Source organism: Sphingobacterium olei (assembly GCF_005048855.1).
In the GTDB taxonomy this organism is placed as follows: domain Bacteria; phylum Bacteroidota; class Bacteroidia; order Sphingobacteriales; family Sphingobacteriaceae; genus Sphingobacterium; species Sphingobacterium olei.
In genome coordinates this window covers 182,001-205,366 of record NZ_SUME01000004.1, presented here as the reverse complement: position 1 = coordinate 205,366, position 23,366 = coordinate 182,001, and the positions used below count along the sequence as shown (strand labels likewise).

Genomic DNA, 23,366 nt, shown 5'->3' with positions numbered 1-23,366 from the left:
TACATACTCATCAATACGCACCGAATAGCTTGATACGACGGGATTATATGGGCCTAAGTACAAATGAAAAGGAATAGTCTTGGTAGGGAAGCAAATAATCTTTTAATGGCCAAGCTCCCCAACTGTTCACCCCACCAACGCCCATCTGTTTGAGATCAATATTTAACTGTGTCTGTTCTCTCCGTACCAAGTCGGCAGCATGTCTTTGGGCGCGTTTTGAACCATCGTCGAGGTCGCTATCAAAGTAATGCAGTGCACTCATGCTCAACAGGGTATCTGAGGTTACCAACAATCCCTTACCTTTTTTATTCATCAGCTTCCACCAGCGAACATCGGTCTTATTACCCGTTTCATTGGGCATGACATACGGAAAATATTGATCGTCGACCGTCTGCCTGTAAAGACCCACGGGCGAACCGAAATTTCTATCGCTATAGTTTTCATGTGGCCCTCTGCCATAATATTCCACCTGTTCGAACCCTCCGGGTAGAATCAACTGCATACCAAACCGAGGAAGAACATCAACCTTGTGATCGGTACTGGCCTTAAATAGTTGCGTAATACTTATTTCTCCCCGACTGTTGATGATATATTTCATCTCCAATATAGCGTATACCTGCGGAAGTTCGTAAGTTGCCGTTACATACGCTAGATTATTTATCACTTCGTACCTCATATTTTTTAATATGGTTTGGTTCGTCACTTCTTTCCACGCTTTTAATTTTTCCGGTGTATTGGCCCCAAAATCATTATCATTAGGTGCTCGCCAAAAATTAGCTTTCAAGGCATAATTTTCATCAGCAAACCATGTACCTTTATAAACGTATTTCGTTAACCAGCCCGTCTGTTTGTCAAATACCATATCTAGATCCTTACTTTGGACATGTATTCCCAGATCATCCTGGAAAGTTGCTATTCCTGCTTGCCTATCTAAAGTTGTAAATGGCGTGTAACTCCCTCCCAAGGATAATTGTTCTGTCGCAATAATATGTCCTGCAGCGAGCAATGGCTCGGCCTCTTTTAGTTTATATGTGACGTTTAAGAATGCTTCTCCTGCCGCCAGAGGCTTATACTGTATTGGCACCCGAACTGTTTCCTGTGGCCCGACAGAAATATGATCGAACATACCATTTTGTACTTTTTTACCATCTAAAATAATCTCCCACTCCATGCTGATATTGGACAGATCGGTAAAAAACTTCTCATTGTAGATGGCAAGTGTATCGTTACCGATTAAAGTGGTATGGACGTCTTGATAGACTTTCTTCATTTCCCAGGCATGCGGATAGGGTGTACGATTGGCATAAAAGATTCCTTTTGACGCATAGTTCCACCCCGTTATCGCTTCTTTTGGTTCGTAGTCGCCGCCATAGGTATACACCGTATCGCCCTTTTCATTTATTTCAATAAAACATTGATCGACAAAATCCCAGATATACCCTCCTTGAAAAAGACCTTTATTATCACGGATAATATCCCAATAGTCTTTGAAGCTTCCTAAGGAGTTTCCCATCGCATGTGCGTATTCGCACTGTATGAAAGGTTTCTCGGGTGTAGGGTTGCGTTTTGCGTAGCTTTTCATCGCATCGGGACTGGCATACATCGGTACATTTAAATCTGTATTCCAGTCAAAGCGCAATTCGCCATAATTGTTAACGGCCCGCTCGTATTGTACGGGTCGTGTTGTATCGCGCTCCTTCATTTTCACGTAACTTCTGTAAAAATTATAGCCGTTACCTGCTTCGTTGCCCATACTCCAGATAACCACACTCGCATGATTTTTGTCCCGCTCGATCAAACGCATCACACGTGAAACGTGCGATTCTTCCCATGTAGGACGATTGGCCATGGTATACGAGAGATCGTAGCCCATACCATGCGATTCGATATTTGCTTCGTCGATCACATATATACCATATTCGTCACATAGTTCCAACCAGTATTCGGAATTGGGGTAGTGACTGGTGCGAACCGAATTGATGTTAAACTGTTTCATCAACTGCACATCTTTCAGCATGGCCTGCTTGGAGATCACATGTCCGGTCAACGGATCTGTCTCATGTCTATTGATCCCTTTAATTAATATAGGTTGGCCATTGACCAAAAATTGTCCCCCTTTAATTTCAATTTTCCGAAAGCCGATCCGCTGGGGTATGATCTCTAAGGTTTCTCCTTTCTCATTCTTCAGCGTGGTAACAACCTCGTACAAATGCGGCGTCTCCGCCGACCACAAGGCAGGACTTTCGACTTGGATCACCGATTCAACGGATTGTTCCCCCTTAAATGAAACCCGATCTCGCTGGATAGTTTCGCCGCCCCTTTTTAGTTCGATCTCGGCGGTTAGATTTGTTTCAGTAGATTTGTTTAAACTGAGCGTGGTATGTAATACGCCTTTCGAAAACGTATTATCTAATAGAGGCGAGATATCCACATCATAGATATATTGTGGATGCCGTGCGATCAGGTAGCAATCTCGTGTAATTCCACTAAGACGCCACATATCCTGATCTTCTAAGTAGTTTGCTACGCCCCAACGCATAATCTTCAGGACGATGCTATTTTTACCTTTCTTCAGAAACGAGGTCACATCAAACTCGGAAGGCAATTTACTATCTTCACCGTAACCGACATAACGACCATTTACCCATACTGATAAATTAGATTTGGCGGCTCCTATGTGAAGAATAACATGCTTTCCATCCCAGTTATCATCAATAACCACCTCTCGTCTATACACTGCGGTAGGATTGAAATGCATGGGTATGATGGGAGGATTGGCACGGCCTCCATCTAACAGATACCGAAATTCAAACCCCGAAGTCGTGTACATCCGAAATCCATATCCGTTCATTTCCCAATTTCCGGGGACTTGGAAGGTAGGCCATTGACTGTCATCATAATCAGCGGCCTCAAAATTGGCAGGGAGATCCGCAGGTGCTTCTACCCATTTAAATTTCCACGAACCATTGAGACTCTGATAAAAAGAAGATTTCCTCCAATCGCTTTGTGTGACTTCTTCTTTATCTGCATAAACAATATAGTCGCTCCGCATTGGCAGCCGATTTTGCTCGACGATGGTCTCGTCAAGCCATGGAATTCCTTTGCGGTCGTCGGATTGTTTTATATTTTCCACACGCCCGTCATTGGATAATGTTACGCTGGACTGTGCAACCGCAGCTTGAATACCTAAGCCGAATAACAATAAGGAAAAGGTACTTTTATGGAGAAACTTCATATTATAATAGTTCTAATCGAAAACGCTTAAATCCCATTCTTCCTTCCAGTGAAGGCTCAATTGGTTACCGCTGAAGGTAACCGGAAGCCAGAGATACCGGCTATCAATTAAATTGCGCGGCTTCCAACGATCGGCCATAAAAATAAAGGCATCTTTCTTACCTTGCACAGGTAGTAAATGTGTTCCCTGTCCGCGAAATGTAAGATGTGCATCCTTTCCCACACAAGGATTAGGTAACAATGTCCAGTCTCCCAACATATCATCCGCAATCAGCAGACGCGCCGCATTGGGATCCCACCCTGTACAGCCGGAGGTAACCATATAATATTTACCGTCTTTTTTCAAGAGCGTAGGAGCCTCATTATGTCCGCCCGGCGCGATGCGGGTATATTTACCGGTATAGCCTAAATAATCGTGGGTTAGTTCGGCGATATGTAGTGTAAGATTTTCTTCTGAAGAATAAATATGGTAAGCGGTGCCATCGTCATCGACAAATAAGGTCATATCGCGACACATCTGACCTCCTAAGAAATCCCTTCGCACAAATAATCCCTCTTCAACCGCTTTCCGCCATTCTGGTGTCCACCAGGTACCATGATCGCGGGGATTGACATTCGACTCCCGTTGGCCTTTGGTCATATTCAACGGCCATACGCCCGCATTGACCCGGGAAGATTCCAAAAACGTAAAATTCCCAGTTGGCGAATTAGACACTGCAATACCAACTTGGGCAGCAGCATAGCCTTGACCTTTCAGCTCCAAATGAAAAAACATAACAAATTTCTTAGTCTTTTCGTTGAAGATTACTTTAGGACGCTCGATTATACATCCCCAGCTAATTGGGCTGTTTGGATCAGACGCTGGTGAGAGTGCTAAACCTTGGAATTCCCAATTGTAAAGGTCTTTGGATGAATACACGTTAACCCCCTGGGATTCACGCCCGCCTCTCTTCTCGCCATACCAATAGTAGGTACCGTCATGATGGAGAATTCCACCTCCATGTGCGTTGATATGGGCGCCATTTTTATCAAGCCAGCGATCACCAGGTGTAAACTGTGAACTGCGCGGCTGTGCCGCAGTATTTTTTTGATAAACACGTACATAGTCGATTTCATATTTTGCTGGCAGCAAACTATCATCGATTTTTCCGCCGTTGATACCCCCCAGTGCAAAGTTCAACAAGATGTAATGCGGCTGTTGGAAGGGATTGAAACCGCTTCCGTCTTTATTTACCAATCGCTGCAGTGGTACACGATTCAGCAATTGGTCGTCTACGTACAACGCAATTTCATTTTCATCCCAATCCATGCGCCACACATGAAACTGTGCCGCCCATGCTTGTCCGCCAAGCTCTTTAACAGACTTCGTGGTGCTGTGCCATTCGGCGTTCCATTGTTTGGCGGTCCCTGTCGCGATATTGGCCAGTATATTGCCTTTGTAGTATTCCATAATGTCTATCTCACCATTGGAAGGCCATTCTTTATCGACACCTAATGTCCAAAATGCTGGCCATAATCCAGACCCAATAGGAATGCGGGCCCTCATCTCAAAGCGTCCATATTTCCAGCTATGCTTACCTTGGGTATTTATCGATGAGGAAGTATATTGGATATGTGGACGTGACTCTGCCCAATGGTTGCTCCCTTTCTTAAAAGTGGGGCTGGGCTTTGTTTCTTTACGGGCTTCGATAACCAGTAAACCATCCTTGCAATAGGCATTTTCCCGTTGATACCATTGGTCTTCATTGTTTCGTTTAAAACCATCTTCGAAGGACCAGTTTTGAGGATCTACTTTTCCTTCGTTATTAAACTCGTCTGACCATACGAGCGTGTAGATGTCCATATCATCTTGTGCATCGGCGTACTGAACTAGAAGTAAGCAAAAAAAAAGCAAAAGTCGATTCATAAAAATTTATTCATACGTTGATTAAAAGGTATCCACATGGGATCCGATCACAAAAATATTTGCGGAATTGACTCGAAAAGAGGGGCAAATTCGTCTAAAAGGTCGGGTATTTAGATATTTAGGATTTAAACCTGCTACATCTTCGTTACAAAACAAGTATTACAATCCCTTGCGGCCTGACTAACCAATTATTGAATAGGAATACCATCTCTCTTAAATCCCTCCATAATGAGGGTCGTAACAATATAATCAGATTCCTTTCCCGTATCTTCATGGGCACCATTAATACCGTAGGGCCACCAATGTTGTCCATCTCCTCTTAGATAGGCTGCTGGATCATTGATTGCTTTCTGCAGGGCCAAATTAGCACTCGCTCCCGTATAAAGTCCATTTTTAAGTAGTGTACCAGTCCAATAACTGGTCGTACCAGATCCTATTGTATGTGAAAATTCATGCAGAAATGTTCCTGCCTTTTGATAAGAGATATTCGATCCCCAACGCATCCATCCGGTGAAACTCGCATCAGCCGTAGCAACGCCTGTATTATACTCAATGGTGACAGTTTTAACAATGCTTGTATGTTCTTCTAATAACTTTACCCCTTGGTCGGCCATTGCTTTCAAACGCGAAAAAACTTCAGCCGGAATACTAGCTTGATTGTGATAATTAACTGTTATTTTTCCCTTGTTAAACGTTTGAAAAGAGGCTTGGCTACCATAATAAGTCCCTTTCGCCGTCTTAACATACGATTTTGCATAGAAGGTCTTTCCTAGAACTAAATTTGTCACATCTACCTTAAATGCTCCATTGCTTATACTAGTAGCCTTTGCTATGTGGTTGTCAATAGTAGGATTTTGCGTTTCGGAGAAACAGATTCCTGCTTCTAAAACAGCTGCGCCACCATCTGTCTCGATCGTCGCGGAAGCTTGCATACTATTAAGCTTATAGAAGGTAACAGAGGTAGCCGAGACCTTTGCATCTTCGTAGCTTTCGGTAGTAAATTCTAGGGTATTGCCATAAGCTCTCCCGGCCGAGTTGGATGCAAATGATCGGGCGTAATATGTCTTTCCTCCTACGAGTCCCGTTAATTCGACTTCAAATTCACCAGATCCGGATACGGTGCTAGGCGATGCTTTAAAATCACTAACTGTAGGAGTACTATGAGTCGCCCAACAGATTCCACGCTCGGTAATAGAAGCACCTCCGTTATGCTCGATCTTAGTTTTCAACAAGGCTTTCGTAGTAGTGACCTTGTCTACTAGGGCCACAGCAAGTGTAGGAATCACAACGACCTGCTCTTCCTTTCCGGGTTGTTCGGGCGGATTTGACGGGGCTTTTCCACATCCAAACATGAATAAAAGGGAATAAAATATGTATTTAATCATAAAATGTCTTTAGTAAAGGGGCTGCCTTAAGAGATTTAGACAGCCCCGGTTTAAATATGACTACTCCACTAGGGTAAGTGACATTCCCCGCACATTAAAATACTGATTACTTGAGCTCATTAGATTGGCCACGTATCCTATCGTTACCTCCTGCGTCACTGGATTATCAAACTCAAAAGAGACAACCCTGTACGCGTCATTAATCCACGCTAAATTATAATAACCCAAGCTATTGGAAGATGGTACATCTGCAACATTCGGAATAGTACCATTGTTAGTAACAACAAAATAGATTAAGTTATTAGTGGCATCAACGTTAGCCGTAACATTGTTTCTACGGAATTCGATATCTACCTTATATTTTCCCGCAGGCAAAGTAGTAGACTGATATATCTTTCCATTGTTAATATTAGGTGTTCCCCACCCGGCTTCCGCAGCAAGCACACCAACACCGGTGTTGGTATCCCAACTACCTCTACCGCTTATAGCATTAGCAGCAGCATTGGAGTTCCAATCTTGTAATACACCCCAGCGACCGGATATATTTGTTGCAGTGAACGGATATCCCAGATTTCTATAGTAGGTTAATGAAGGATTAAAATCCGTATAGGGCGTATAGAATGTGTCCAAACATAAAGTATCTGGCAGATAGAGACTCCTAAGAACCATTTTCTCGTCGATCTTTACGTTCTCAAAAGCGACATCTTTATCATCGATAGATAACCTTTTAGTATGAGTTATACCTTCAGTATCAACATATTTGATCTCTGTTGCAAAAATTCCAAGGGTACGATCCACATTTCCAAACGTAGCCGTAAAGGTATTGTCGTAGGCTTTCAAACTATTAACTACGATTGGTCTATTAAATAGTGACTGCTGGTAACGTTCGCCGTAGACGGTTCCTGTACCATATACAGTGACTGACTTATTTCCCTCGTTGTCAAAAGTGACCACCTCGAAATTATGTACGTTTTCAGCCATATTTTCTAGCAACAAACGTAATGTATCGGTATTTTGGGTTCTTTTAATCGGTACTGAAACAGAATCTTTCCGACCGTTCCAAAATATACGACATTCCACAACTTTAGGATCCGATATAAATAGTCCTTCAATTTTTACCCGATTTTTCCCGGAATAGATCCGAAGGGAATCCAGCTTTCCTGTATACGAAATCTCACCATCTTTAACATGTTCTTTCCACTCGTCCATCTTGGAACATCCCGCTGACCCTATGATCAATAGTAGTAGGAAAACAAAGATTGCTATTCCACTATTTTTTTTATAAATGTTCATAACTCTTTTCTTAAGTATGTAATCAGTTTGTTATTTATCGAGGATCTCCATATACCTGTATTTCAGCGATACCCATATAAGACGTCCCCCCCCAATTTTTTGTGCTTCGAATACGTAAATACCGTGCTTTTGGGGCGGTTACTTCAAAGTCCCAACTAAGCCCCGCGTTCGCCGATTGATAATCCTCGTTATTCTGCTGTCCAAATGGTAAACCTGAGGGCTTAGTTGCATTATATTTACCCAACAGATGCCAGTTGTCGAAGCTTTCATCTACAGGAGGAATATCCGATCCCCATATTTCAAATTCCTTGAGATTTCCTAAATAATAATAGGTACGTGCAAATCCACCACTGCTGTAATACTCAGGATAATCCCAAATTACAATCCGGCTTAATTTAGCCAAGCGTCCAATATCAAAGGTGATCACATGGACCCCTGGGTGTGCATTCCGCGTTTGGTAGACGCGAGGCCAGTCCATTATATTATTATCCCACATACCACTCATAGACGTGGAGGGATTAAAAGGCGCATCTCCGGGCGTATTACTCATGCCCACATAATTAGACTTGGGCAGAGCAGCTTCGTATAGGGGCTTTAAATTCGCATATAGCGTATCTGTATAGTTAAGCCAACGATCGCGTACGGTAAAAGCAAATGTTTGATCAACTGTATCTAACTTGGCATCACGTAAAATATAAGCAATAGAATCTGTAGAAGTATACAAGCTATTTGGGTGAGTTAGCCATTCCCCATACTCATCCAATTGCATAACCTGTATCGCAATATCGCTTCGTTCAGGATTATCCGTACGCAGTCTCACACCGCTAAATGCTGGACTAACTTCTAAATTTCGAAACACGTCCCAAATTGGCGATTCAAGTGGATGTATTTTCACCAGTACAGGTTCTGAAGCAGTCTCACTCCGGTTTACAGCAAACAGCTGCACGTCGTATTCGCCTTCATTTGCAAATCCTTCTACAAGCAGCCAATTGTTATAATAGGAGGATTTAACTTCCATTTTCCGTCCCGTTGCTAACGTATAAACGGCTTTAACATATAGAAGATCTTGTTGTTCAGGCACCGTATAGGTGATTTTTGCCTTTCCAGCTAAATTTTCGACATGTATATTTGTTACGGGGCCTGGAGCAGTTCCATTACCCTCTAAAGGCGAACGGAGTCCGTCCTCACCGCAACCCCAGTGAATTCCGGCTAGAGTAACCATTAAAAGTAGTTTATATATATTTTTCATAACTTTTATTTATTATTTTACCATCCAGGAGATTGTACCAAGTTTTTATTTTGTATAACAGCATTCTCAGATAATGGCCAAAAATAATCTCTTGGGGTAATGAAACGCTGTTGGTAGAGTGTATTAATCTGATAATATGATATAGCATTTTCGCCCTGCATATTCCATCCGGTAATAGCTGAATTCATATATTCCGCAGCCTTCTTCCAACGTCTTATGTCCCAAAAGCGATGCCCTTCAAACGCTAGTTCAATCAAACGTTCCTGCCGTATTATTTCTCTAAATCCTTCTTTTGAGGAGAACTTTGAAGCATTAGTAGAATAATTTGTCCAAGACTCTTCTACGCCTTTTAAACCCGCACGTTCACGAACTTTGTTTATATAGGTAAACGCATCAGCATGATCTGGCCCGTATGCTTCATTTACAGCTTCAGTATATAATAAATATAGGTCTGCTAGTCTAATCTGTGGCCATGGGTATGAACGATACGATGCTCCAGATGCACTCATAGATTGGTTCCAATCCACCAATTTTTTTATGAAATATCCAGTCACGTTAAAGTGAAAGGCATGTGTACTGCCTCCATAGTCCGTTCTTTTACTACGCACAATAAAAGTATTTACATCAGAATTACCTGGGCTATCGTATTTATACCAGGTCGAGCCGTCGAAAGCTAAACTGGAATAGAAACGTGGCTCACGATCAAAATGTAAACGAGCTGTTTGGAAACCCTCTTCGATGTAAAAACGCTCTTGACGGATAGCTGTACGTAGTTGGGTGTCATCCGTAAAAGAAAGCGTCTTGTCTTCATTAATGGGCACCCCATTTCGTGTATAAAACTGCCTCGCAATCTTCAATGGTGGTGATAAGATTTTTCTCGCATTATTGTGATTGTGATCTAAATGAAGTGGTGCCATAGCCTGTAACTGTAGATCGGTCGTCGTACTATTCGGATTGGCCCAAAGGTGTTCTGGATTCCATCTCTCGCAAACAGCTTGTCGAAGGTCCAATTGAAGTATAGTCGTATCGGACAAGGAAAATGGTGTCGCAGGCATCTTGAATAGCATATGTCCCGCTTCCTCTGCTAACAAAACAGCTTCCTTGGCTGCTGTAGCAGCTATTTCCCATTTAGATATTTCAAATGTAGAATTAAATAATGCTTCGCCGTCCTTATTCTGATAGTCCGCATAATCTGGGTTACCGTTGTATAACGGACTAGCAGCGGTAATCAAAACTTTGGCTTTAACAGCTTTGGCAATAGGTCTCGTCAATCGTCCCAGTTCTAACGTTCTGTCGGTGATCAACAAAGGCAATTTATCCGCGGATGCATCTAATAGCTCGACAATATAATCTACGCATTCATCGACAGAATTTCGGGGAACAGCGACCTCCTCTTTTGTAGCGTCTATATCCAAATTTGTTTTTATCAATGGGATTGGTCCATACATCTGCAGAAGTAGAAAATGATAATAAGCCTTAAGAAATTCGGCTTCTCCTATCCACCTTCTACGTTCTACCTCTGTGATGTCACGCACTTTAGTGAGATCGTTTACATTTTCCAAAAATATATTACAATGCCGAATGGCTTGGTACATATTGGACCAAGAACTGCGGTACGTATTGGACACACTTTGGTTACCACGAGCGATCTCAAATGCATCGCTATATATACTGGTTTGATATGGTATCCAAATCTCATCGCCAGCCAACATCCCTATATTGTTAACGCTGCCGTCTTTGGGCAGGTAACTATATAAAGTGAACAAGTACTTCTCCGCCTCATTCCGCAACTTAAACGCGTGTTCTATAGTTGATACGTTATCGGGCACAACGTCCAAATAACTATCGCAGGACTGCGAAGACAACATTACGGTCATCATAGCGCCAGTAATTATTGTATTTTTTATCTTTCTAAGTTTCATCTTTTGAATCTTCCTATTTTCAAATTTTATAACTAAAAATCCAGCAACAAGCCCACATTGTACACAGATTGCACGGGATAACCTAATCCGCGGCCGCCCATTTCAACGTCCCACATCTTGAATTTACTCCACACCCACAGGTTGGAACCGCTGAGATACGCTCTCAATCTGTTGACACCAAATCGGGTGGTTTTTTCGCTCGGTAGATTATAGCCAATCTCCACGTTCTTTAGACGCAAGAAGGTTCCATTCCGCATCCACCATGTGGATTGATATTGATTGCTTCCAAAACGTAATGTATTATTCTGTACAAATTGTGGACTTAACCTCGGCCATAATGCGTAAGAATCTCTGTTCTCTTCTGACCAGTGGCTTTCCGCTACAACATCTAGCAATCCATTTTGTGCAGATCCATTAATTACAAAAGGTGCAATATTTTCTGCATTAATAAAGAAAGAAGAACGTGCTGACCCTTGAAAGAATAAACTTAAATCAAAAGCTTTATAACCGATAGTTCCACCAAAACCATAAGTAATTTCCGGTGTGGTCGGATAACCGATAGCAACCATATCATTCAGTGTAATTTGCCCATCGTCATTCATGTCGCGATATTTGATATCTCCGCCCATATAGGTACCAAACTGTTGGGGCGAATTGGCGACTTCTACATCGTCAACAAATAAACGTTCAGCAATCAGACCAAAAGTCTGCGCGACAGAATGTCCCGTTCGATATAGATAAGACATATTTTCCGAATATTCGAGTTCATCTTTCTTCAAGATTTTACTGGTAGCATATGTAAAGTTACCTCGAATTGTTGTCCACCAATTCGGCGACAAGGTCTTGTTAAAGTTAACCGAAGCGTCTAATCCCCGGCTTTCTGCCTCCGCGGTATTCGCTTGCGGAATCCCTCCCATCAATCCCATTGTAGCACTCAGAAAAGAACGGTCCTCTAATATATTATATCGTTTCTGATGAAATGCGTCCATAATAATCTCAACCGACCGATTGAATAAAGATACATCAAGCCCTAAATTGACTTGTCTTGATTTTTCCCAAGTAATACGTTCATTCGCATAACGCGATACAGAAATTCCCGGGCGTGAATAAAAATTGTTTTCTCCAAAAGTAGACCCAAAGCCCGCATTATTGAGGTTCACTTCTGACAAATAGAAGAAGCGGTCTTCCCGTCGTCCAATCTGATCATTTCCGACCCATCCAAAAGTACCTCGTAATTTTAAATCATTTATCGTATTTAATAAAGGCTCAAAAAACTTCTCATTGGATACTCTATATGCTAAGCCAAAGGACGGGAAAAATCCAAATCGATAACCGCTGGCAAACCGCTCTGTTCCGTTATAGCCAAAATTAAATTCCGCCAAGTATCGATCATCGTAACCGTATGTAAAACGCCCCGATAAACCTTGATTCCGTTGTTCCAATGAGGATTGTACACTTCCTGCGTTGCCTGTTTGATAACTAGAAAGGATCGTGATTAACATCCCTGACACGTCATGCTTGTCTCCAAATCTTTTAGCATAATTTAATGCAGCTTCCATATACAGGCGTGAATCTAAATTTTTACTGCCTTCGGAATAATTCAGGTATTCTGATCCTGTAACACCTATAGACGAAGGCCCTCCATCATTTAATACCGTTAAGTCAACATTTCCTGATACCGGATTTAAATACGAACTATAATAAAATGGATTGTATTGCCGAACTACGTTGAAATAGGAATATCTTTTTAAGTATCCCATTGCACGGGCAGAAAGCCCATCCAGTAAAAAGCCAAAATTTTGCTTAATTTCTATCTGGGGTTGTAAAGTGGAGGTTTTGTAAACTTCGTAACCTCTCACCATTTCTGCGTAGGGATTCGAAAGCAACGTAGTACTTCCTGCTCCCGTTACAGCCCCACCAAATAGGGGGTGCTCTGTATAGGGAGAAAACGAGGCGGGGTATACAGCCGGAAACATCACTGGGTTAGACCATATTGCTCGCTCGAATATATGTCTCCCGCCATGTATACGATTCCCATTATTATCGTAGCTACCTACTGGACCGGTATAATCATCAAATTGTCCATACATACGAACAGTCGCATCCGTAGTAGGCGTTAAATTAATATCTAAATTAGTACGTACAGAATAGTTTTTCAGTTTAATGTTACTATTAAAGTTGTTTCTTCCATCTACCTTTAATACACCATTGTCAATATTATATGTACCCGCAACATAGTAACGGGCTCTTTCACCACCGCCGCTAGCACTTAGATTATACCCCTGATTAACTGTAAAGTCTTTGATGAGCATATCGATCCAGTTGTTATCTGGGTATATGAGTTGATCTGCGCCTGCGGCCGTACGATCTATTTTCGTTTGCGAATAGGGAAGTATAGCAAGTGGGTTCCGGGTTAAAGCAGCCTCGTTTGCTAATGTCATATACGTCACATTATCTGCGAATTTGAAATTTCGTGTGTTGGACGACATTCTGTTTTCTGCACGAAAACTGAATTTAGTCTTACCTGCGGTACCCGATTTTGTTGTAACCAAGATCACGCCGTTCGCACCTCTTGCTCCGTAAACCGCAGCTGCAGTTGCATCCTTCAAAACCGAAAAAGCAGCAATATCATCGGCCTGCAAGCGAGCCAAATCATTTGTGGTAGATTCTGCTCCGTCGATTAATATTAGGGGATCAACCTTTCCTGCGCCGAAAGATCCTAAACCACGAATAAAAAATTCGGCATTATCAGCACCTGGTTCCCCACTCTGCTGATAAGCAATCATGCCGGAAATACGTCCAGCCATCATTGTTGTTAAATTTGATGTGGGTCCTTTTAATTCCTTTGGATTCACAGACGTAATTGAGCTGACCAGCGACGCTTTCTTCTGCGTACCAAATCCGACCACGACGGCTTCTTCTAATTCATCGCCTATCCTATCGTCAAGCTGGATTTCAATGGCATATACTCCGAGAGCATTCTGTTGATGATCCTGCAATCTCGCTTCCAAAGATTCATAAGCAATGTGCCTAAATGTAATAACGGCATTTCCGGGCACTTTGAATTCATAGTACCCTTTATCATTTGTAATGCCTAATGTTTTGCCATCCTTGATGGCAACGGTAACGCCCGATATCGGCCCTTCTCTTCCTGACACAATACCTGCTACACGGACTAAATCGTCTTGTGCAAAAGCGCTAACAGCTATCAGCATAATGCATACTGACATTGATAGTCGTTTACCTAAACATGTTCGTAAATTAAATAACACTTTCATACTGGTTAATAAACATTTTTGGTCCATCTAATAATTGTTTTCATAATTTATCTTCTTTCTAATTTAAAATTCATTATATCAAGGTATTACATCATAGGCTGCTAAATATATATTTCGTGCTTGCATTTCGGCTGATTGAGGGCCGCTGGCATGTCCGCCACTAGCGCCTTCCATCTGCATGTTAATAATCAACCAAAAAGGTTTTCCGACAAAATCTCCTGTGTGAGTGGCTTTTTTCTGTCCATCAATATAAAGTTCTGCTGCTACATGCGTTGCAGAGGTCTTATACATGATCAACTTGTAATTATGCCAAGAGCCTGCATTTTCTACTACTGTTTTCGTGGTTTGCCATGAGGTATTTTGCCAATCTGGACCGGTTACTGTATTTTGCCAATTCGTATTATTCCCTTTAAATTCCATAATATCTATTTCTGGAGGCCAAGTCCATGCACCCGTAATCCAGAATGCGGGCCAACTGCCTACCATAGTGGGCACTTTGAAGTCGCCGCTTACAACCCAATAAGGTCTTTCATCATTTACCAATATTTGCTGCTTAGCATGTATAGCTCCGGAATGATAAAAAATGCGGAGCCATGGATCGGCTGTGCTGTACCCTTCCCAAACCTCAGTCCGATCTGCTTTTATCTTCAACATGCCGGCACCATCCAAACTAACCTGACCTTCGTACATACGTGCTGAACCATTGTGATCTGTGCCCCAGGGATAGAACATCTTCCAATAAGTTTCAAATGTTTGTTGATTGAGAAAAGTCAGGGAATCTAAATATACGGTAGGCTCGGGATAACTAACCGTCTCAAACTTTTGCTGATCGCCATAGAAAAAGATTCCATTGGTTTTTTCTGCAAATGGTCTCACATAGTACGTCTTTCCTTCGGACAATCTGTCCAGTTGCACCTCGAAAGAGCCACTTCCCGTAGTGCTGGCCGCTAAAACCAACTCATCTTCCTTAGTGGGACTCTCCTTTGTACTATAAACAACTCCACGTGAGCGTATATTCTTGTTCCCTGCGGTAACGGTAAACTTTAAAACAGCGTTAAAATAACCGACCCCCTCAAGCGACTCAAGCTTAAAGGTGATCACCTCTTCTTTTGGCGTCGGTATTTCATCCGTAGGATATTCTCCACTGGGATTGCTACTCTTTCCGCAAGCAAATATTATAATACATGTAAGTAATATGATATATCTGTTCATAAAATATGCAATTGGGTTAATTATGGGGCTATTGTAAACTTGTATACTATTCCATTATTCCATAATCTGACATTATAATTTCATCCTTCTCGTCGAACTTCTTTGGTTAGTTTTTAGCAAGCCGAAACAATAACGATTTATAGTTTGACAATTTCGACTTTACAATTATAGGCACTTGATGAAATGAAATAGAGGGGGCAATTCACTAAAAAGAGGGGTAAAATTCGTCGTATTGCAGAAAATACGCACCCTATCTAGGGTTTTTAGGCGGGAATCTCTTATATGATGCCTAAAAAGCAGCTTAATCTTAAGGTATCAGAATAGCTCAAAACAACGATCATAAACTAGCTTATGCATACCACCAAAAGCAGGCAATATTAAAATTGTTAAATAGACATTTGCAAAAAACATGAGATAACTGTATCTTTATTTTGAGTTTCAATTATACCAACGTCCTCAATTATGAAATGTACAAAACTTCTCGTTGTTATATATGTGTTATGCGCCTCTTTAAATCTGTATGCACAGACAAATACGGGCTACCTCGGCATTGAGCATGGTCTTTCTAATAATTACGTCACAAAAATCTATCAGGACAAGTATGGCTTTATGTGGTTTGGCACCTATGGAGGCCTCAATAGATTCGATGGCTATACCTTTAAAGTATATAAAAATCAACCTCATAAACAAGAATCTTTACCCGACAACCGCATCACCGATATCATTGAAAATACAGAGGGAACGATCTGGGTAGCAACGAAGGTAGGGGCGGCACTTTTGGAAAAAGATGGCCTCAACTTCCAAAGACTCCAATTAAAAAAAGAAAGCGGGCAGTTAGAGCACATCGATTTTGCAATCAATCAATTTGCACGCTACGACGACAAAATACTCTTCGCAGCGAGTGAACGTGCCGGACTTCTCAAACTAAATCCGTCTGAAGAAAACAACAGTGCTTTATCGTATACCATACCGGCCCTAATAGAAGGAAATAATTCATTTTCGTACAATGTGAGTTCGCTCGCAGTACATAAGGACACGCTCTGGCTAATCATTCAGCATGTTGGTATATGTTTTTATGACGAAGGTAAGGGGATCGTCCGGGTGAAAAAAGAAGGTAACATTACAGCTTCTTCTATGGCTATTTCTGATGATGGAAATATCTGGTTTGCTAACAATCAAGGCGTAACTCGTTTTAACAAGATCGAGAACAACTTTACGTATTACACGGAAGACAACGGGCTGTCGAGTAATCGTGTAGTGAACCTGCATTTGGGCAAAGATCAGAAAATATGGGCGTGTACCGATGGTACTGGTATTACGCGGATCGATCCCCATACGGGAAAAATGGATTATATAGCTAGCCAAAAGGGCCAGAATATGCTAACGAGTGATGCCGTCTTCGCTGTTTACGAAGACCATCAATCACGAACTTGGATCGGCACCTTACGTGGAGGGATTAATATTCTTGACACCAATAAAGGAAAGTTTCAACTTGTAAGAAGTAATTTACAAACAAAAAAAATAAACCCCAGTGATTTTATACTCTCCTTTGCTGAAGGAGAAAATCAAGATGTATGGGTAGGCACCGATGGGTCTGGACTGATGAAATGGGATAGACGCAAAAACAAATTCAGTGCTTACACTAATTTTACAGCTCTGAATGCTGTGTCGACACCACTAAATAACGGTTTTATCACTGGTATTGTATTAGATGGACATAGCGACGTCTGGTTAAGTACATATGGTGATGGCATTATTAAATTAAATAAAAAAACAGGACAAACCTCTCGCTACAACTGTTTTTATCCTAACAGTACCTATCCCAATCAGGCGGTATGGCAGCTTTATAAAGATCGTCGCAACAATATTTGGGCATCTACACTTAACGGTGGATCGGTCTTTATACTAGATCGTAAAAAAGACCAGTTCATCCCATTAGGTGTGGATATATATGACGTGATTAGTATCTATGAAGAAGACGACGATACATTTTGGTTTGGAAGCTGGGCAGACCTCACTCGACTTGATTTATCAACAATGAAAACCAGTTCGTTTTCGATTGGAAGTCCGATACGATTTATACACAAAGGAAAAGACAATACGCTGTGGATAGGAACAGAAGGGGGAGGTCTTTTGAAATTTAATAAAATATCAAAAAAATACACACGATTCACGGATACAGACGGTTTGGCTAGTAATACGTTGCTCAATCTTTTGGAAGACGAAATCGGTAATTTTTGGATATCTACCTATAATGGCATATCTAAATTTGATCCGGTTCGTCAAACTTTTCAAAACTTTTATGAATCAGATGGACTCCAGAGCAACCAGTTTAGCTATAATGCTGCATTAAAATTGAAAAATGGGGAGATGATATTTGGAGGTATTAGAGGATTCAACGTTTTCCAACCTTCACAAATACAGCTCAACATTAAACCGCCTCGGATAGCAATAACGAACTTATTGATAAACAACAATTCTTTCCAACTTTATGATGAAAATAAAAAGACAGATCTGTCGGCTATCCAACGCTTAACTATACCCTATGACGAAGCTGTAGTCTCCGTTGGTTTTGCGGCATTAGAGTATTCCTTTCCAGACAAAATAAAGTATGCTTACTTTTTGGAAGGGTGGGATAAAGACTGGAATTACGTGGATAAACAGCGAAATGCATACTATTCTCATCTCAACGAAGGAAAATATACGCTTCGCATTAAATCTACAGATGCAAGCGGCATCTGGAACAACGCTGAACGCATCATTAAAATTGAAGTATTGCCCCCTTGGTGGCGTAGTTGGTGGGCATATACGGCCTATACCTTGTCGGCAATTTTTGCACTATCGCTATATTTTGTCTACGTGAAACGCCAAACAAAACTTAAATACAGAATTAGGTTGGCGAATTTGGAAACGGAAAAGGAGCGTGAACTCAATGAAAAGAAGCTTTCGTTTTTCACCCATATCGCACATGAATTCCGAACACCCCTTACATTAATCGTAAATCCAATAAAAGAGATTTTGTACAGAGGAACAACAGACGCACATGCCGACAGCAGAGAGCTGACCAATATCTATAATAACTCAAAGAGATTACTCAGTTTAGTAGACAAACTGCTGCTTTTCCGAAAGGCCGAAAGCGATTTTGATACGCTACGACTGGTTAAAATAGATATTGTTAGCTTATGCCATGAGGTGTTTCTATGTTTTAAGCAGCATGCTGTCTCTAGGCAAATAGATTATCAGTTTTTATGCGATTTTGAGCATAGTGGAATTTTGGGAGACAGGGACAAACTGGAAATCTGTCTATTCAATCTGATCAATAATGCTATCAAATTTACTCCCAGTGGAGGGAAGGTGACGATGCTAATAAAACAAACGGACGATAAACTGACCATTCAAATCATCGATACGGGATGCGGCATACCTAACACGGTAGGAGACAGCATCTTCAAACTTTTTCATCGCGATTATGCGAGTAACAGCGCCGGTAAGGAAGGATTTGGCATCGGCCTGTTTTTAGTTAAAAAGTTCGCCGAAACACACAGAGGATCGATCTCCTATAGCAGTGGAGAGGACATAGGAACCTGTTTCACACTTACATTACTAAAAGGTGAAGCACATTTTGCAGGTAATCTTATTTTTGAGGACGTTACTGAACACTCCGTATTTCTAGACGAATTGATGAGCGATGTGCAACAAGATGATTTGGACGAGATACAGACAGATATAGAACAGATAGCGGAAGCAAAAAAAGAACTCAATGACCTCGCTGAAATTGTCACGGATAAGCCGATTATGCTCGTCGTCGACGACAATCAAGATATACGTAAATATATAAGAAAGACATTTGAAAGCGAGTTTGAAGTACACGAAGCTGCTGATGGAGAAACAGCTCTCACGTACTTAAGTAAAATTGAACCACAAATTGTTATTAGTGACGTAGTCATGGGATCGATGTCTGGAATCGACCTTTGTGCTACCCTAAAAAAGGATCCTGCGTTGAATCATATCCCCGTTATCCTACTTACCGCAAGTTCCTCCCCAGAGATCAAGCTCAAAGGACTGGAGGGAGGAGCAGATGATTACATCACAAAACCTTTCGATAAGGAAATATTGGTGGCTCGGGTCACAAATCTTATTAAAAGTCGAAACAGATTGCAAACATACTTCTACAATGAGATTACCTTACAAAGTAATAACCATAAAGTCTCTGACGAGTACAAAGAATTTCTTCAACGCGCTATAGCGATTGTGGAGCAGCACCTAGATAATCCAGATTTCACCGTTAAAATGTTAGCTGAGCAGATCGGTATGAGTCATTCTAACTTGTACAAACGTATTAAGTCTATTTCGGGTAAATCGGCGAATGAATTTATTCGCTATATACGGCTAAGAAAGGTTGCTCAATTGCTTATAAACACCGACCATAACATAAATGAGGCGGCATTCGCCGCAGGATTTAGCGATATTAAATACTTTCGCGAACAATTTCAAAAGCTATTTAGACTCAAACCCTCAGAATATAAACGAAAATACGGTACGCTGCGAAATAAACACAAATTGAATATGAAATAACTGCAAAGTGCAGATTAAGTAGTTAATGTATTAGATCTACTAATTCCAGATCTATAATTATTTTTTCAGAAACCTTAAAAGTTGTTTCTTTTCCTTAAACAAGACGACAAATAAGAAGAGAAATAACAGCATATTTCCGATAAAAATACTTCGATCAAATAAGCTATATATAAGCCAGGACAAAACGACACCAGTAATCAGATAAGATAAAATCTTTTTGAGATTATAAGGTATAGGGTAATTTTTTTGTCCCCAATAATAAGATAATCCTACCATGAGGATATAGGCTACCGTAGTCCCAAAAACGGCGCCTACATAAGAATATAGCGGAATTAACCACACATTTAGAACGATGGTACACAATGCACCAATACCTGAGATATATAATGCGTAGCGAGTTTGATCGGATAGTTTATACCAAATAGAAAGGTTCATATATATACCAAGGAGCACATAGTTAAACAAAAGTATGGGTATAATAAACAAGCCTGACCAATAGATCGCCTGCTCTACTTCGGATTCCCCTTCGATAAAATATTTCAGCCATTCGATATTTGCGCAAATTCCAACCATTACGATCACCATAGCAATGACAAAATAGTCCATGATAAGTGCATAGGTCTTTCTTGCATTCTCATTTTTTGAATACGAAAAGAAAAAGGGCTCAGCACCTAAGCGGAATGCCGTAATAAACAAGTTCAGAAACACGGCAATTTTTGCTACCGCTCCATATACTCCCAAATCCCGATCGCCAGCCTCACCAATTAAAAGCTTTGGGAACAAGATCTTGTCCAAATTCTCATTAATAATAAATGAAATATTAGCAATCAAAATCGGAAAACTATACCGCAACATATTGTTTATCAGCACAGGATCTGGCTTTAGTTTGAAGTGCATCAATTGTGGAATCAATAATACCAACGTAATCACACTGGCTATTAGATTGGAGATAAACACATTTCCTATCCAATCATTCCGATACCATCCTGACGCAAAGGAATTCCAGAACAGACTTGTTTCTTTCCACGAAGGCAGCCAGTACAATAAGAATAAATTACAGCTTATCAATATGAAGATGTTGATAAGCTTTAGCATACCATACCGTATAGGCCGCCCTTGAGCGCGTAGCTTAGCAAACGGTATAACTGCCAGGGCGTCCGCCGTAAGTATAATAGCAAAGAACTTAACAAATTCAATATATTGACCGACTTCATTTCCGTCATTTAGCCATCTAGCGATAGGCTCAGACATCGAAAAAACAGTCAGAAGAAATAGTATTGCCGTTATGATGGTAATGATAAAGCTATTGTTAAACACCTTATCCTTATCCTTCTCTTCGACCTTTTGCAGGTAACGAAAGTAGGTCGTTTCCATGCCAAATGCAAGAATCGCATTGATCATCGAAGCGTAGGCATACAGGTTTGTAAAGATACCATATACCGTAGCAGGAAATTTACCAACAAAAAGTGGTGTCAAAAGAAAGTTGAGCATTCGGGAGATAATGGTACTCATACCATATATCATTGTATCACTCAGAAAACGCTTAACTACCGACACAGAAAGACTATTTAATTTTTTTCAGTACCTCAAAATTGGTGAAACCTCTAACAGCAGACTCTTCGCAAACTACATGCTCTACTTCTGCCCTATCCGGCCCCTCGCGGCAAAATTCAACTAACGATTCCAACGCAAAATCATCACCTTCGGCTTCTATATATACCTTTCCGTCAGGCTGATTCATGACAAATCCTTTTACACCCAACTGGTCGGCAACGGCTTTTGTAGTGGCTCTAAAGTATACACCCTGCACTTTGCCCGTAATGATGATATTCCAATGGTTCATTGAAACAAAAGTAATGAAATTTATGATTTACACGATACGCTCGACCTGAACATTTTTTGTAAGTCTGAGTTGATTCATGTTTTTCAGCAACACCAGTCCAGGCGCTTTGCCAACTTCTATCGATCCCAATCGAGATTCCAACCCCAGTGCTTTAGCACCGTTAAGTGTAGCCCATCGTATACTGCTATTGAAATCAATATTAGGATAATGCGTATGTATCGTTTTAAGTTCTTCTAACATATCCAATGTATCATTCGATGCTAAGGAATCCGTTCCTATGGTTATATCGCGATTATCCTGTTCAAAAACGGGAATTTTTGGTAAGGTATTCTCAATATATAAATTAGCTTTCGGACAAAGACACAGCACCACTTTTTTGTTCATGCGATTGATAAAATCGAGGTCTTTTAAAGAGGTAAACGTATTATGAACCAATATGATTCTGTTATTTGTAGGCAGATAAGGAAGATAAGATTGGAGCGAGTTTCTTGCTTGCGCCTTGAATCCCGACATGTCAATCCCCTGTTCAGCATAAAACGTTAAAAAGTCTCCTGTTTTGTACCGAAATAATTTATTTTCCTCGTCGCTTTCTTGATTATGTATACTGATAATATTATCTTCTGAAATAGCTTTCTTGAAAGCTTTAAACATCAGCTTGGTACACGAATAAGGAGCGTGAGGAGTGATAGATGAATGATTTGCGTCAAAATGGAATTCGAGATCCCTTGCATGATCTATTTTTTCCTGTAATTGTGTATTGTTAACTCCAATAATCTCTACGAAGGTGTGGTAAATAATTTTACTTTTTTCTTTTATTGGAGCAGAAATTACTGAATTAACATGGTCCCCTACGGCTTGAATACCATTCTTAAACATCATTTCATCAGCTTTCTTCATAGCCGACACCATATCTTTTTCAGTATGGTTGCGATCACGCATTACATTAGATAGAAAAGTTGGAAGACCAGTATGCTGTGGAATTTTCCCAAGCATATGCGACAATTCCAAATGACAATGTGTATTCACAAATCCGGGAATTAGAACACCAGCTAACCGCTTAACTGTCACTCCATCAGGAACAGAATGACTATCATATACGCCCTCAATAACACCCTCGTCATTAACAGCTACGACACCCTGTTTTAAAGGTGTAGAACTAACTGTTATTACAATATCAGCTGAATAATAATTAACCATTTACTTTACTTAATAGTCGTTGTGATGTATTTAATATCCACTTTCTAAACAAATCGTATAAAAAGAGAAATTGAATTTTATAGTAAACTTACAAAAATGATTCCAAAATTAAATTTTATTTTAGGAATAAAAAATAATACCTTTGCGGCATCGATTAGGGGTGCCTTGTTCAAAGAACATGAAGTAAGGCTGAGATTATACCCAGTCTCATTTAAATGAGACGTACCTGATCTGGATAATGCCAGCGTAGGGAAGGGCGGTTAAATGAAAGC

12 protein-coding genes are annotated in these 23,366 nt (G+C 40.7%); 1 reads left to right on the top strand and 11 read right to left on the bottom strand.

Going from position 1 to position 23,366, the window contains the following annotated elements; translation table 11 throughout:
- Positions 1 to 43: 43 nt before the first annotated feature.
- The 8 genes from FAZ15_RS10905 to FAZ15_RS10870 form a co-directional block, all read right to left on the bottom strand.
- Complete coding sequence (locus tag FAZ15_RS10905; protein WP_136901348.1) at positions 44 to 3,235, bottom strand: glycoside hydrolase family 2 TIM barrel-domain containing protein; 3,192 nt, start codon at positions 3,233 to 3,235, stop codon at positions 44 to 46.
- Between the two features lie 12 nt (positions 3,236 to 3,247).
- Positions 3,248 to 5,140 carry a family 43 glycosylhydrolase gene (locus tag FAZ15_RS10900; RefSeq protein ID WP_136901347.1) on the bottom strand — a complete coding sequence of 631 codons (1,893 nt, stop codon included), beginning with the start codon at positions 5,138 to 5,140 and terminating at the stop codon, positions 3,248 to 3,250.
- A 188-nt stretch (positions 5,141 to 5,328) separates the two neighbouring features.
- A complete protein-coding gene (locus FAZ15_RS10895) occupies positions 5,329 to 6,525 on the bottom strand; it encodes a hypothetical protein (RefSeq protein ID WP_136901346.1) in 1,197 nt (398 codons plus the stop codon).
- A 60-nt stretch (positions 6,526 to 6,585) separates the two neighbouring features.
- The gene (locus FAZ15_RS10890; RefSeq protein WP_136901345.1) at positions 6,586 to 7,818 is read right to left on the bottom strand and encodes a DUF4998 domain-containing protein; all 1,233 of its coding nucleotides are present in this window, start codon (positions 7,816 to 7,818) and stop codon (positions 6,586 to 6,588) included.
- Positions 7,819 to 7,852: 34 nt separating this feature from the next.
- Entirely contained in the window at positions 7,853 to 9,067 is a 1,215-nt protein-coding gene (locus FAZ15_RS10885; protein WP_136901344.1) for a DUF5000 domain-containing lipoprotein, read from the bottom strand.
- A 17-nt stretch (positions 9,068 to 9,084) separates the two neighbouring features.
- Positions 9,085 to 10,989: a RagB/SusD family nutrient uptake outer membrane protein gene (locus tag FAZ15_RS10880; RefSeq protein WP_136901343.1), complete on the bottom strand. Its 1,905-nt coding sequence runs from the start codon at positions 10,987 to 10,989 to the stop codon at positions 9,085 to 9,087.
- Between the two features lie 32 nt (positions 10,990 to 11,021).
- Positions 11,022 to 14,219, bottom strand: coding sequence for a SusC/RagA family TonB-linked outer membrane protein (locus FAZ15_RS10875; RefSeq protein ID WP_202912374.1), 3,198 nt, complete (start codon positions 14,217 to 14,219; stop codon positions 11,022 to 11,024).
- Between the two features lie 126 nt (positions 14,220 to 14,345).
- Positions 14,346 to 15,479: a LamG domain-containing protein gene (locus tag FAZ15_RS10870; protein WP_136901341.1), complete on the bottom strand. Its 1,134-nt coding sequence runs from the start codon at positions 15,477 to 15,479 to the stop codon at positions 14,346 to 14,348.
- Between the two features lie 462 nt (positions 15,480 to 15,941).
- Here FAZ15_RS10870 and FAZ15_RS10865 point away from each other — a divergent pair, with 462 nt between their 5' ends.
- A complete protein-coding gene (locus FAZ15_RS10865; protein ID WP_136901340.1) occupies positions 15,942 to 20,054 on the top strand; it encodes a hybrid sensor histidine kinase/response regulator in 4,113 nt (1,370 codons plus the stop codon).
- Between the two features lie 57 nt (positions 20,055 to 20,111).
- Here the strand turns inward: FAZ15_RS10865 and FAZ15_RS10860 are convergent, their stop codons facing one another.
- Genes FAZ15_RS10860 through FAZ15_RS10850 form a run of 3 tightly spaced genes read right to left on the bottom strand, consistent with a single transcriptional unit; the run spans position 20,112 to position 23,094 of the window.
- Complete coding sequence (locus FAZ15_RS10860; protein WP_136901658.1) at positions 20,112 to 21,578, bottom strand: lipopolysaccharide biosynthesis protein; 1,467 nt, start codon at positions 21,576 to 21,578, stop codon at positions 20,112 to 20,114.
- 40 nt (positions 21,579 to 21,618) lie between these two features.
- Positions 21,619 to 21,897 (bottom strand): acylphosphatase, encoded by a 279-nt coding sequence (locus FAZ15_RS10855; RefSeq protein ID WP_136901339.1) that lies wholly within the window; start codon positions 21,895 to 21,897, stop codon positions 21,619 to 21,621.
- Between the two features lie 27 nt (positions 21,898 to 21,924).
- Positions 21,925 to 23,094 carry an amidohydrolase family protein gene (locus FAZ15_RS10850; RefSeq protein ID WP_136901338.1) on the bottom strand — a complete coding sequence of 390 codons (1,170 nt, stop codon included), beginning with the start codon at positions 23,092 to 23,094 and terminating at the stop codon, positions 21,925 to 21,927.
- Between the last annotated feature and the right edge of the window lie 272 nt (positions 23,095 to 23,366).